Source organism: Methylacidiphilum sp. Yel (genome assembly GCF_004421185.1).
Lineage (GTDB): Bacteria > Verrucomicrobiota > Verrucomicrobiia > Methylacidiphilales > Methylacidiphilaceae > Methylacidiphilum.
Genome location: NZ_LXQB01000024.1, coordinates 1 through 13,624 on the forward strand (window position 1 = coordinate 1; position 13,624 = coordinate 13,624).

A 13,624-nucleotide genomic window follows, 5' to 3' on the forward strand; every position below is an offset into this window, starting at 1 on the left:
GGCCGATGAGAATGTCAGGGTCTATCAAAACCTCAACACCCTCATCGGAGAGCTTGCCCTGGCTAAATCTGGTCAGTTATCTCCAGGAATCCCCTGCCTTTAGGCATGGGGAGGATGTCAATTACCTAGAAAGTGCTATCGATAATTCGGTTTTCAGTTCAAGCAGTTTTTCTTCGGTTATATTTTTGGGTATCGAAAAAATAGGACCTACAAAAATAGTACACTTGCTAAATGGAAGGGGAATTTGAAATCGATCCCAACTGTTTAATTCTATTTTTTTTTCAAGATGATAACTGACTGCTACTATGGGAAAGCCAGAAAGCCTGCTCAGTTGAAGCACGCCTTCTTGAAAGGAATAACAAGGGCCTCGAGGGCCATCAGGGGTGACCGCTATATCAAAGCCTTCTTTTTTGGCTGCTTGAATGGCTCTTTTAAAAGCTGAAATGCCTCTTTTTGAAGAGGAACCTGAGGCTGGGAAAAGATTGAATTGTCCTAAGAGTCGACTCAGAAATTTGCCGTCGTTACTACCGCTCACCATGGCAATGAGCTTTCTGGATGGAAAATGTTTTCTGTATAGATAAGGCATCAGGAAGAGGCGGTTATGCCAAAAGGAGAAGATAAGCGGGGTACTGGGGGGAGAGCTGACAATTCCAAAAGGATCATGGAGCTCATAGTGGAGCGTTTTTGCTAAATTGCGAATGAGGCTACCAGCAAAAGCAGGAGAAAATTTTCCTCTTGCCCATTTCCTAGCTTCTGTGATCAAGGAGGGGCGAAAAATGATGTGGGACATAGGTAGGAAAAAAACTTATTTTATTTCAAAAAAATTACTAAAAAATATTTTTCTTACTTTCCAATGACAATGATGTAATTGAATTTTTAGTGTCCTTCTTCAAAGAAGCTTTCTTCTTCGGTTGGCTCTTGGATCCGAATGAGTTTAACTCTTTTTATCTTCTGTGGACTTACCTCTTCAACGACAATATTAAATCCATCTATGGAGAACATTTCAGCTTTTTTAGGTTGCCTTTTTATTTTATCAAAACACCATTCGGAAACCGTTTGAGTGGTGTCAGTAGGCAGAGGCCAATTTGTTTCATTGGCTAAATCTCTTAAGGGAAGATCTCCATCTACTACCGCGTACTCTTTGGTCAGTTCATAGATTGGTCCTTTCTCAATGTCAAATTCGTCTCGAATGTCGCCTACTAACTCTTCTAATACGTCTTCAAAGCTGACAAGGCCTATAACTTTTTCATTTTTATCCTTAACAATTGCCAGATGGGTTCTGGCCTTACGAAATTTTTCAAGCATTACGGGCAAGGGGGTAGAGGGATAGAAAATGAGAGCGGGTCTTAGAAGAGAAGAAAGTTTTGTTTGTTCTCCAAGTGTTATATATTGCCATAGAAGTTCCTGAAGCAGGACCATCCCAACCAGATTATCGATAGAGCCTTCACATACGGGGAAGCGACTATAACCGGATCGTTGAGCGATTTTAAGATTTTCTTGAATTGGTTGATTAAGCCAGAGAACAACCACTCTATCTTTAGGCACCATTACTTGTTGGGCAGTTGTATTTTTTAGTCGTAGTGCCTTGATCATGATCCGGTTAATTAGTTCATCAAAAGGATGGGCGTGGGCTGAATGCATGATGATTTGCTGGAGTTCATCCATAGATATGCTCTGGCCGAAACGACCAGTTGTCTTGGGAGATTCGAATCCAAGAAGCTTGAGAGCCCAATTGGCAGAAATGTTAAGGATAGAGATTGCAGGATAAAAAAGGATGGAAGAAATAGTAAGGATGGGACTTGTAAAAAGAATAATTTTTCTGGCATATTGAAGCGCCAAAAACTTTGGGGCTAATTCGCCAAGAGCAATGGACAAAAAGGTAATCAAGCAGAGAGCAAACAAATAGGAAAGAGAATTTAAAGTTATGTCATGAGAGATGCCTAATCGGAAGAGCAGAGCTTTTATCCATCCAGCCATAGCCGGTTCTGCTATCCAGCCTAAGCCTAGACTAGAAAGGGTAATCCCAATTTGGGTAGCTGATAAAAATAGGGTTGGATTTTGAACGATCTTTAGAGCTAGAGGCAGCCGCCAATCTTTTGTTTTTAAAAGAAGTTTTAGTTCGGTTATCCTCACTTTGATGATGGCGAACTCGGCAGCAACGAAGAACCCATTTGCAAGGATTAGAAAAACAATAAGCAGGGGTTTCCAGCTCATTTCAAACCAGTTGTTCATGATGGATACAAGAAAGCGGTACAACGGGAAGGGATAATAAAAAGGAAGTTGCTAGAGTAAAATCTATGGATGAGGATGCTACCAGTTTACTCACTTTAATTTTTCAAGCAATAAATATAGAAGTGTAAAAAAAGTGAAACGGAAGCTACAAAAAAAAGAAGGGATAAGGGGTTGCACGGTGTGAGGTTCCTTTTTAATTTTTCGCAACATGTAAACAAAAACATCAGAGAAAATAATTTTTCTTATCGAACCCATTCTCAAGCATAAAGATTTAAAAAACAAAAAAATTGCAACAGGAATGAATAATCCTTTTTCGGAAGATCAATTCTATAGGCAAGCTCTTAAGTTCCTTGGTCAAACCAGAACAGTAGGGATGAAACTTGGCCTGCAAAACATTATAGAGCTGGCCAGGGAAATGGGAAATATTCATGAAAAAATGAATTTTATTCATATTGCGGGCACTAACGGCAAGGGTTCTACAGCTGCATTTATTGCCTCAGCCTTGAAAAGGAGTGGATTTAAGACCGGTCTCTATACTTCGCCTCATCTCATTACTATTAGGGAAAGAATACAGATTAATGGGCATCCAATTTCCAAAGAACAATTTAGTCATTGGGTCTTGGAAATTCAAGAAAAGATTGAAAGGATTAAACAAAGAAAGAAAGATTTTGGCTGTACTTTTTTTGAAATTATTACAATGGTAGCCATTTTAGAATTTTTCAGATGCCAGGTGGAGTGGGTGGTTTGGGAGACGGGTCTGGGTGGTCGTTTAGATGCCACCAATATTGTCAATCCTAGGCTGTCTATCATTACCAACATCGATTATGATCATACCCAATTTTTAGGAGACACTTTAGAATCGATTGCGGAAGAAAAAGCTGGGATTATCAAAGAAGGGGTTCCTGTGATTGTTGGTAAAATGCCTAAAGAAGCCTTGGCTGTCATAAAAAAGAGGGCATTGGAAAAAGGGGCAGAGTGCATTGATATCTGCCAATCGGTTGAGATAAAGCCCTTAAAAATGGACTATGAAAGACAATGGGTGGAAATTGCGAATATTCCTTTTTGTTTAGGTTTAACTGGAATCCATCAACTAGATAATGCGGCCTGTGCTTTTGCTGCCCTTCGGCTCCTTTTTGCTAAGGAAAATAGTATGGACATAAAATGGATGCAGGAGGGATTTAGAACGGTTTGCTGGCCTGGAAGATTCCAACTCCTTCGCAGAGCTCCTTTGTGCATTATTGATGGAGCCCATAATGTGGCAGCGACAAAGCAGCTAGTTGCAAACTGGGAACGGATTGTTGGAACTGAACCTTATCATTTAGTTTTTGGAGTCCTCCAAGACAAAAACTTTCCTATGATGGCTGAAATTCTTAAAAGGAATGCTTCCATGGTAACTTTAATCAAACCACCTACCTCTAGAGCTCTAGAACCAAAAGAACTTCTTCCTTTTTTTGATGGTATTAAAACACAAATCTGCCCCTCGTGGGCTGAGTTCATACCCTCTGTGGATGGTTCCCTACGGCCGATTTTAGCTACCGGCTCCCTCTACTTAATTGGCCAAATTTTGGTCGAGGAATATGAAGACAAAGAAGAATTCAAGTGGAATGAATTATTGGATGGATAAGAAAGGGCCTATTTTTTGTCATTGGCGGGCAGAAAAAAAAATGAAAAGGCCGGCTATAGTCTTCGATCTAGTTGGAACACTTCTACAGACGGCATTGCCTGTGGGCGTTGTTTATTCGAAATTGCTTATAGAATACGGCATTAGAAGCGATCCAAAGGTTATGCACAATAATTTTATAAAAGTTTTTGATTTTTTTAAGCTTCGGCCTCAAGGAACGATTCCCAAAGATGGGGATGATAAAATGTTTTGGGAAAAAATTGTCAAAACGGTGCTCCAAGAAAGTGGAATCCCCCTGGGTTCTTTCTTTTTTGATTATTTCAATAAACTGTATTCTTATTATTCCCAAAAAGAGGCTTGGAAGCCTTATCCAGAAGTTATGAGCGCTCTTGAAAAGATGTCTTCCCTTGGTTTCCCTCTGTTTGTTGCATCCAATTGGGACAGTCGTGCTCGAACAGTCCTGATGGAATGGGGGATAAGACAATATTTTTTAGACATTTTTTTATCCGCAGAATGGGGAGTGGCCAAACCAGAAGCATTATTCTATCACTTGGTCCTTTTAAAAACAACCAAAGTGAGTTCAACGGTTTTTTTTGTCGAGGATGACCCACAGATGATTTTTCCGTATTCAGAAAAAATCCGTTTTTTTCTTTTGAAAAGACCTTTTGTCAATCTTTTTGATCTTTTATCTCAACTTCAAAAAAGCTCTTATGGGAAATGAGGATAGATTAAAAAAAAGAATTGCTCACAAAATTTATTTTATTATTATATTTTTTGATGTCTTCCCAACCACCTCGATCCTTTTCGACCATAGGCTTGAAGTTCATTTTAGGGCTTAGCGGCTTAGTTTTATTTCTTTTTCTAATAGTTCATATGCTGGGGAACTGGCAAGTCTTTCTGCCTCCCTATTATATGAATGTGTATGCTTATTATTTGAAATCGAATCCTCTAGTTCTTTGGTCCGTGCGGTTATTCCTTCTTGGAGCATTGATTGTTCATGTTAGCACCGCCATAAAATTATGGAAAATTAATCGAGAGGCTCGGCCTCAGCCCTACAAACTTTTACTTCCAAACCAAGCCAGTTTTGAGTCTAGGACAATGATAGTCTCTGGATTGATCGTTTTAGTTTTTATACTATTCCACCTTTATCATTTTAGTTTTAAAGGTCCTCCTTTTGGATTTTTCAAAAACTTTCTTTTCCCCTTATCGAAACAAATGATTCCAGATGTTCGAACGATGGTCATAGTGGGATTTCAGAATCCCTGGGTGACCTTCTTTTATGTTTTTTCACTATCTGTTTTGTTCCTCCACCTTCGGCATGCCCTAGAAAGTTTTCTTAACTCATTGGGATTTGTTAATAGTAAATCGCTTCCCTGGGAAAAAATTGTTGCGCATGCCTTTGCTTTAATTTTATATGTCGGCTTTCTTATCGTCCCAATAGCCATTTTTTTGAGGCTAATTCATTAAGAAAAGAGAGTAAAAATGCAAATTTCAGCTGTAGATCATCGAAGAGGTGTTGAATTTCCAGTATCAGATGCGAGGATTCCTTCTGGTCCATTAAGTCAGAAATGGCAGAAGCTTCAACGAAGCATACCGCTTGTTTCTCCCAATAACCGCCCAAAATATAGAATCATTGTCGTTGGCACTGGTCTGGCGGGATCAGCCGCTGCTGCAGCGCTTGGAGAGCTTGGCTATAATGTGGAGTCTTTTTGTATTCAGGACAGTCCCAGGCGGGCTCATAGTGTGGCTGCGCAGGGAGGAATAAACGCAGCAAAAAATTACCGTAACGACGGCGATAGTGTCTATAGGCTTTTCTATGAAACGATCAAAGGAGGAGATTTTAGAGCCAGAGAAGCCAATGTTTATCGCCTGGCTGAAATCAGTACGAAAATCATCGATCATTGTGTAGCCTTAGGGGTCCCTTTTGCTAGGGAATATGGAGGCATGCTAGCAAATCGGTCATTTGGGGGAGTTCAGGTTTCAAGGACATTTTATGCAAGGGGAGCTACTGGCCAACAGCTGCTCCTTGCTACCTATGGCGCTTTATGTAGGCAGATAGCCTTAGGGAAAGTAGTAGTGCATCCTCGGACAGAAATTTTGGATATTGTTCTTGTCGATGGGCATGCCAAAGGGGTCATTGCGAGAGATCTTGTTTCAGGAGAAATATCCGCTTATAGTGCTGATGCGGTAGTATTGGCGACGGGTGGATATGGCAATATCTATTATTTGTCGACCAATGGCCGTGGTTCCAATGCCACCGCTATATGGCGAGCTTTCAAAAGAGGAGCAGCTTTTGCTAATCCATGTTTTACCCAAATCCATCCGACCTGTATTCCTGTATCTGGAGATTATCAATCAAAGCTTACCCTGATGTCTGAATCCCTTCGAAATGACGGCCGGATTTGGGTTCCTTCTAGAAAGGAAGATAAAAGGGCTCCGGAGATAATTCCTGAATCCGAACGCGACTATTTCCTTGAAAGACTTTATCCGACCTATGGCAATCTTGTCCCTCGCGATATTGCTTCAAGGGCAATAAAACGGATCTGTGATGAGGGCCGTGGCGTTGGACCCGGCGGACAAGGAGTCTATCTTGATTTTTCGGATACGATCAAACAGAAGGGAATAGACTATCTCAAGGAACGATACGGTAATCTTTTTGATATTTATAGAGATATCACTGGAGAAAACGCCTATAGGACCCCGATGCGAATCTATCCGGCAGTTCATTATGTTATGGGAGGATTATGGGTGGATTATTATTTGATGTCTACCATTCCTGGGTTATTCGTTCTTGGGGAGGCGAACTTTTCGGATCATGGGGCGAATCGTCTTGGTGCCAGTGCCTTAATGCAGGGGCTAGCCGATGGCTTCTTTATCTTACCTATCACCATTGGGGATTATTTGGCTAGAGTAGAACCTAAGAAAATCTCCCCGGATAGATCAGAGTTTATAGCTCAACAAAAGGAGGCGGTAGAAAAGAACAAAAAACTTTTGTCCATTCAGGGGAAAAAGACAGTGAGTCAGTTTCATAAAGAACTTGGGGCGATTCTTTGGAATCGATGCGGAATGATACGAAACGGCAGTGGTCTAAAAGAAGCAGTGTCACAAATTATAGAACTAAGAGAGCAGTTTTGGAAAGATGTGAAGGTGGGAGTGGCAAACGAAGGACTCAATCAATCCCTTGAATATGCTTCTAGACTGACCGATTACTTAGAACTCGCTGAGCTCATGTGTATGGATGCGGCAAGCAGGGAAGAATCCTGCGGCTGCCATTTTAGAGAAGAATATCAAACCCCTGAAGGAGAAGGGATAAGAAACGATAAAGACTTTGCCTACGTCTCTGTCTGGTTTTATAGAGGAAAAGAAAATACCCCCTTGTTAGTCAAAGAGCCTCTTGTTTATGAGGAAACCCAATTTGCGATCAGAAGTTACAAATGAAAATAAGATTGAAGATTTGGCGTCAGCCCTCTAGAGCTGCAAAAGGGGATTTTGTCTTTTATGCCTTAGATGGACTCAATCCCAATATGTCTTTTCTAGAAATGCTTGATTTTCTGAACGAAAAATTAATATCCGAAGGCCAAGAACCTGTTGCATTTGATTCTGATTGTAGGGAAGGCATATGCGGTAGCTGCTCCCTTATGATCAATGGGAAACCCCATGGCCCGGGCTTTGGAATTACGACTTGTCAACTCTATATGCGGCAATTTAAGGATGACCAAGAAATCATTGTGGAGCCTTTTCGCAGCCGAGCCTTTCCAGTGATCAAGGACCTCATTGTCGATCGTTCAGCTTTGGATAGGATTATGCAGGCCGGAGGATTTATTTCCACCTTGGTTGGTCAAGCTCCTGAGGCCAATACTATTGCTATACCTCATGATGTTGCTGAGAAAGCCTTTGATGCTGCCCATTGTATTGGTTGTGGTGCCTGTGTGGCTGTCTGTAAGAATAGTTCTGCTTCCCTGTTTGTGGGAGCGAAAATAGCGCATCTTTCTTTATTGCCGCAAGGACAGCCAGAAAGGCGAAAACGCGTGCTTCAAATGGTTAGACAAGCTGACAAAGAAGGATTTGGAGCTTGTAGTTTTACAAGAGCCTGTGAGGCGGTTTGTCCTAAAGCAATTTCGGTTGAAGTCATTTCTAGAATGTACCGAGAGTATCTAACAAGTGCTTGGATGAAGAAATTAGGGTGGATTAACTGAGCTGTAGTTTTTGAATTTTTGGGCCAGCTGTTTTCCTTTGGTGACAGCGGAGTCTTCTGTTGAAGTTCCAACAAGATTGTCTTTCTTGGTCCATGAGGAATAAAAAGCAGCAGCCATAATCTGCTGAAAAAGGTTATAAAGAATTATAGGCAAGATAATGGAAGGTTGATTGCCAACTACAGCATTGCTAAGGACTAGCCCCATCCCGTTGTTATTCATGCCAAGAGCATAAATGAGGGAGCGCTTGGTAGGCTCACCAAAATGAAAGAGACTTCCTATCCATTGGCCAGCATGGAATCTTATCAAGCAAAGGAGAAAGACGACGATGCCGATTAAAAGGAAAAAATCAGTGTCAGGCTTGTGTATTATAAAGGGAAGGGCGGTAGCAGCATTGGAATAAATTAAAACCAATAAGTTTATTTCATTTAGTGGTTTAATAATCCGGATGACCTTTTCATAGACTCCATTCCCAGATATAAGCCTAGCGAACATTCCTAAAAAGGAGGGTATAACAATATCTAGAATGAGGAATTGGCTGTTGATCTGATGGCTAATATGTCCAAATAGTCCCGGTTCATAGGTTCCGCCCAAAACTTTTGCTGCATGAAAAATCATTGGAGTTAAAAGGGGGCTGAGGAGTGTGGAAAAGAAGACTAATCCAAGGCTAAGAGGGATATTGGCGTTTGAATTTTGCGACCAGCCAATGGTAGAACCGGCAATAGGCATGGCTATAATCAGGATTAGACCCACAAAAAGATCGTACCGTTCCTTTGGATTATGCCATAGGCTAGAAATAAGCCAATAAAGTGAAACGAATAGACAAGGAACGATAAAATTAAAAAAAACGCCTAGGATCAAAGGCAGTGGTTTGGAGAATTGGGTTATGAAATCTCTGATTTTTACCCCAAAGCCTCCATTGAAAAGCAGGATAAAGAGCTGGAATATTGGAAAAGTAATTTCTTCTCTTACTCCTAAAAGATTCCAATGAAAGAGGGTTATCTTTCTGAGCTCAAGACCAGCTTCTGGGAATAAAGCAGCCAACAAATAGGAGAGAATCAAAAAGAAAAAAAATTTTTTATGAATCACATCAAAAAGCCTATGAAGGCCCATTAGAAGAAACCCCTCTGAATTGTGCATAACGCTTGGTTTTGAAGAAAAGTTGTATCTTTTGTGAAAAAAACGATCAGCCAAATCTCCCTGTAATATAATCCTCTGTAAATTTGTGCCGTGGATTGGTAAAAAGTTTCTTTGTTGAATCCATTTCAATCAGCTTGCCGCCGAGGAAAAAAGCTGTATAGTCTGATGTTTTTCCTGCTTCCTGCAGGTTATGGGTGACTAGGACAATGGTATAGTTTTTTTTGAGACTGACAATGAGCTCTTCGATCTGAGCGGTGGCAATCGGATCAAGGGCTGAACAGGGTTCGTCCATTAGCAAGACTTCGGGCTGTACAGCAATGGCACGGGCTATACATAGGCGTTGTTGTTGCCCACCAGACAGACTTGTGCCTGGGGCCTCCAGTCTGTCTTTTACCTCATCCCATAATGCAGCCATTCGAAGGGACTGTTCGAGTCTTTCTTCTAAAAAGGATCGATTGCGGATGCCTGCTAGTTTCAATCCTATCAAGACATTTTCTTCTATGGACATAGTAGGAAAGGGAGTAGATTTTTGAAATACCATTCCTACCCTTCTTCGAATCAAAGTTGGATCGACATCTGCAGCATAAATTTCTTTACCCATCAGTTTTACTGAGCCTTCGACTCTGACTCCGGGAGATAATTCATGCATACGATTTAAACAGCGTAAAAAGGTCGATTTTCCACAACCACTCGGTCCAATAATAGCAAGGATCTGCTGATAGAAGATATTCATCGAGATATTAAAAAGAGATTGCTTCGTACCAAACCAGACATTTAAATCCCGAATCTCAAAGGCGAATGGGCCTGTTGGATTGGAATCTGGATTGGAAGGGTGAGAAGGATAAGAAAAAGGACTTTTATTGGTCATGTGTTCTTTTTTTGTTAGCTTTTCTTCTTTAAGAGGATTCGTACAGAAAGATGAAGGAGAAATATCAATAAAAGTAGCACGAGGGCACCAGCCCAGGCATCCCGGTGCCACTGTTCATAAGGGGAAATAGCGTATTCAAAAATCTGAAGGGGAAGGGCTGAGATGGGTTCATCAAGTCTATAGGTCCAATATTGATTCCCAAAAGCGGTGAAGAGTAGAGGGGCTGTTTCTCCAGCAATTCTAGCAAGCGCGACGAGAATTCCAGATAAAATGCCCTGCTTCGCTGTTTCTATCAAGACATAGCACACTACTTTCCACTTTCTTATCCCTAAAGCCAAGGCAGCATCTCGCAGTTCCTTTGGCACAAGGAGTAGGGATTCTTCAGTAGTCCGTAAGACTAGGGGGATAAATATAAGACTTAAGGCAATCGAGGCAGCCATCACAGAAAATCCATGCATTGGAGAAACAATCCAACCATAAACTAAAATACCGATAACAATAGATGGAGTCCCATTGAGGAGATCGGCAGAAAACCGAACGATTTTTCTTAGCTTCTCATTGCCATATTCATAAACAAATACTCCACTGAGTATCCCAATGGGAGTGCCGATCAGAAAAGTTAGGCCCATCAGAATAAGGGTTCCCACTATGGAATTTGCCATTCCTCCACCTTTTTCTCCAATCGGTTTTGGCAATTGAGTAATAAAATCGAAATTAATGGAGGAGGCTCCAGCAACGATCAGATAAACTAAGATAAGTACAAAGGGTAAGATAACAAAAAAGGAAGCAAAGGCACAGAGCAGCTGAACAAGGATATTTTCTAATTTTCTAAATCGATAAAACGCAACCCTCATATTTAACTTAAATTTTTCTTTTGGTTTTCTTTTCCAAACAACTTAGTGAAATCCAAGGGTTCTAATCCATGGATGAAAAGCTGTGCGAGCAGATTCACTACGATGGTTATTGCCCCTAAAAGAAGAGCAATTTCATAAAGAGCACTAATGTGAAGTTCGGATGTTGATTCAGCAAATTCATTTGCAAGCACACTGGACAAAGTATAGGCGGGAGACAAAAGCGAAAGAGATATCTCGGGCTTATTGCCAATGACCATGGTTACAGCCATGGCTTCTCCTATTGCTCTGCCAAGTCCGAGTATAGCAACACCCAAAAGCCCTTTTTTGATAAAAGGCAAGACTCCGATGCGGATCGATTCCCAGTGGGTAGAGCCAAGAGCAAAGACCGCTTCCTTATAAATAGATGGAACCGATTTGATCATTTCTATGGTAACGGAGATCATGATTGGAAGAATCATGATAGCGACAACCAGAGAGCCCGAAAGCATACTCACTCCATAAAAATTACCCTGGAAAAAGGGAAGAAATCCTAAGTGGTCTTTGAGAAAAGGGACAACATATTTTTGCAACCAGGGGATTAGTTCAAATAAAGCCCACAGTCCCCAAACAACGCTAGGAATGGCAGATATTATTTGGATCAAGATAATGAGGGGCTTTTGAATCCATCGTGGAGAAAATTCTGTAAGGAAAAGGGCTGTTCCAAGGCCTAAGAAGGATGCGATCAATAAAGATAATCCAGAAGACATGGCTGTACCATAGAGAAAGGGTAATGCTCCAAAATGGCCGGATACAGGATTCCAATCATGATTAAACAGAAAGGAAATCCCGAATTTGCTGACAGTTGGCATGCATTTTGTCGTTAGCTCATAAGCTGCAAATACGAGCAAGGTAGGCAGCGTAAAAGCACAACAATAAACAAGAAGAGTAAAAATATTTTCTTTGAATTTCTGGCCTCTGTTGGCGAGTGCTCGCTCAAAAGGATCGTTATTGGCTGTATTGTGCTGAGAAGAAAAAAGCATCCTTCCCATAAGTGCTCTATTCGATTTAGTTATTTATTTTTAAAAATGGCTAGATTTGGACAACTAATTTTACACTCTTTTCCTACTAAGAGCCAACAAGACCTCCGTTGGCTCCATGGAAACGCAGATAAAGAATTTTTCCTTCTCACCTCCTCCAGTAAATGCAGGACATTTTGCCGAAGAGAGGAAGGTAAGGGGGCATAATCCATCGGCAGGACGTAGGTTTGGCCATCGGTTAAAGCCCAAGATAAAAATTTAATAAGACACTCTAATCTTAATGGTGGAGTCGAGTTAATATTCAGCAAAATCCAAGTCAGCCCAGCGATAGGATAGGCACCTTCTTCAGCTGAATCCGTTAAGGAGATCCGAAAGTCTTTGTGATCAAAAGACCGAGGAAAGGCTTTTGTGACACTCTCCATTGAAGGGGCCACATACTGTCCAATTTGATTTTGAATCGCTGCCATGGGAAAGCCGTTTTGTAGAGCATAAGCCAATTCGATATAGCCAATGGACCCATTAATTGTTTTAATGGCTGCAGCAACTCCAGCATTGCCCTTGGCACCTATACCAATCTGCCAACGCACCGAAGTGCCTTTTCCTGCAAGAATGGCCCAGCGTTGACTTATTTTAGAAAGATATTCTGTAAAGATATAAGTCGTCCCACTTCCGTCTGATCGGTGGATCACGACGATAGGAAGATCTGGCAGTGTTGCTTGTGGATTTAAAAAAACAATTCGAGGATCGTTCCAGCGGGTTATTTCACCAAGAAAGATGCCACTAAGAGTTTCTTTGTTGAGGTTTAAAAGGGGGACATTGGCCAAATTATAGGCGATGACGACAGCCCCAGCCACTGTGGGGATATGGATTACTTCTCTTGAAGAGCCAGTGATGAGACTATCAGGAATTGGGCTATCGGAACCGGCAAAATCTATTGTATGGCTTAAGAGCTGATGAATCCCTCCTCCCGATCCTATAGGTTGATAGTTAAAGCGGACAGAAGGATCGATTTTAGTGTATTCAAAATACCATTTCGAATAGAGAGGATAAGGAAAGCTACCCCCAGCACCATTCAGAATAGGAGGGCTGTGTCCAAAGAATAGCCCGCTCATTCCTAATAAATACGGAATGGTTAAAACTCCTAAAAAAAAGGTAAGTTTTTGAAAAAAAGACATTTTATTTATCCACGATTTGTGGATGCTTTCTCTTTGTTCTTTTCAAACCTCAATAGAGGGAGGCCTTATTGATGAAACCTTATTATTATTACATGTTTTCTTTGAAATCCAAACAAAATTAGGATTAGATTTTTTCATTGCTTTTACCAATTTGATACCAAGATTCCCCTATTCTTTCTAAAGGGCCGATAGATCTACTCCAAAGGAGCCTTTGAAAGAAGATCTCTGTTTGAAGATAGCCAAAGGAGACATAGTATGGATAAGAATCTGGCGTTGTAGAGGCAATAAAGCCCTGCATACGAAAGAAAAGAAACATCAAGGAAAGTTCTATCTTCTATCTTGGCAATATAGCTTAAGGGATCTGACCGGTCCAAAAACAAAAGGGCGGGAATTGATTTTGTAAAGCGAATGCTCAGAGCATACAAGGAATGCTTGAGGGAAAGTTGAATAAAGTAATGGGAAAAGAAGGGAGCAATTCTCTTCTTGCAAAATTCTTGCAAATGCTTTCTTCAAACTTTATTCAAT

The 13,624-nt window shown here is 41.0% G+C and carries 12 protein-coding genes; 5 read left to right on the forward strand and 7 right to left on the reverse strand.

Features of this window, described 5'->3' with window-relative positions; genetic code table 11:
• Positions 1-121: 121 nt before the first annotated feature.
• Both A7Q09_RS04565 and A7Q09_RS04570 read right to left on the reverse strand, forming a co-directional pair.
• Complete coding sequence (locus A7Q09_RS04565) at positions 122-790, reverse strand: lysophospholipid acyltransferase family protein (protein WP_134390117.1); 669 nt, start codon at positions 788-790, stop codon at positions 122-124.
• An 86-nt stretch (positions 791-876) separates the two neighbouring features.
• Positions 877-2,214 carry a hemolysin family protein gene (locus tag A7Q09_RS04570; RefSeq protein WP_244228521.1) on the reverse strand — a complete coding sequence of 446 codons (1,338 nt, stop codon included), beginning with the start codon at positions 2,212-2,214 and terminating at the stop codon, positions 877-879.
• 316 nt (positions 2,215-2,530) lie between these two features.
• On the opposite strand from A7Q09_RS04570, the gene A7Q09_RS04575 reads away from it, so the two are divergent.
• The 5 genes from A7Q09_RS04575 to A7Q09_RS04595 are packed head-to-tail and all read left to right on the forward strand — an operon-like array spanning position 2,531 to position 8,049.
• A complete protein-coding gene (locus tag A7Q09_RS04575) occupies positions 2,531-3,856 on the forward strand; it encodes a folylpolyglutamate synthase/dihydrofolate synthase family protein (protein ID WP_134390119.1) in 1,326 nt (441 codons plus the stop codon).
• A complete protein-coding gene (locus tag A7Q09_RS04580; RefSeq protein ID WP_244228522.1) occupies positions 3,810-4,574 on the forward strand; it encodes an HAD family hydrolase in 765 nt (254 codons plus the stop codon). The genes A7Q09_RS04575 and A7Q09_RS04580 overlap by 47 nt, the downstream gene beginning before the upstream one ends.
• 56 nt (positions 4,575-4,630) lie before the next feature.
• Entirely contained in the window at positions 4,631-5,320 is a 690-nt protein-coding gene (locus tag A7Q09_RS04585) for a succinate dehydrogenase cytochrome b subunit (RefSeq protein ID WP_134390141.1), read from the forward strand.
• Between the two features lie 15 nt (positions 5,321-5,335).
• Positions 5,336-7,291 (forward strand): fumarate reductase/succinate dehydrogenase flavoprotein subunit, encoded by a 1,956-nt coding sequence (locus A7Q09_RS04590; protein ID WP_134390121.1) that lies wholly within the window; start codon positions 5,336-5,338, stop codon positions 7,289-7,291.
• Positions 7,288-8,049: a succinate dehydrogenase/fumarate reductase iron-sulfur subunit gene (locus A7Q09_RS04595; protein ID WP_134390122.1), complete on the forward strand. Its 762-nt coding sequence runs from the start codon at positions 7,288-7,290 to the stop codon at positions 8,047-8,049. The genes A7Q09_RS04590 and A7Q09_RS04595 overlap by 4 nt, the downstream gene beginning before the upstream one ends.
• Here A7Q09_RS04595 and A7Q09_RS04600 read toward each other — a convergent pair.
• The 5 genes from A7Q09_RS04600 to pstS are packed head-to-tail and all read right to left on the reverse strand — an operon-like array spanning position 8,032 to position 13,099.
• Positions 8,032-9,186 carry a bile acid:sodium symporter family protein gene (locus A7Q09_RS04600; protein WP_134390123.1) on the reverse strand — a complete coding sequence of 385 codons (1,155 nt, stop codon included), beginning with the start codon at positions 9,184-9,186 and terminating at the stop codon, positions 8,032-8,034. The two genes, A7Q09_RS04595 and A7Q09_RS04600, sit on opposite strands and share 18 nt — an antisense overlap.
• A gap of 46 nt (positions 9,187-9,232) precedes the next feature.
• A complete protein-coding gene (gene pstB / locus A7Q09_RS04605; RefSeq protein ID WP_134390124.1) occupies positions 9,233-10,054 on the reverse strand; it encodes a phosphate ABC transporter ATP-binding protein PstB in 822 nt (273 codons plus the stop codon).
• Positions 10,055-10,068: 14 nt separating this feature from the next.
• Entirely contained in the window at positions 10,069-10,908 is an 840-nt protein-coding gene (pstA, locus tag A7Q09_RS04610; protein WP_134390125.1) for a phosphate ABC transporter permease PstA, read from the reverse strand.
• Between the two features lie 2 nt (positions 10,909-10,910).
• Complete coding sequence (pstC, locus tag A7Q09_RS04615; protein WP_134390126.1) at positions 10,911-11,936, reverse strand: phosphate ABC transporter permease subunit PstC; 1,026 nt, start codon at positions 11,934-11,936, stop codon at positions 10,911-10,913.
• Positions 11,937-11,956: 20 nt separating this feature from the next.
• Positions 11,957-13,099 carry a phosphate ABC transporter substrate-binding protein PstS gene (gene pstS / locus A7Q09_RS04620; protein WP_134390127.1) on the reverse strand — a complete coding sequence of 381 codons (1,143 nt, stop codon included), beginning with the start codon at positions 13,097-13,099 and terminating at the stop codon, positions 11,957-11,959.
• Positions 13,100-13,624: the final 525 nt, after the last annotated feature.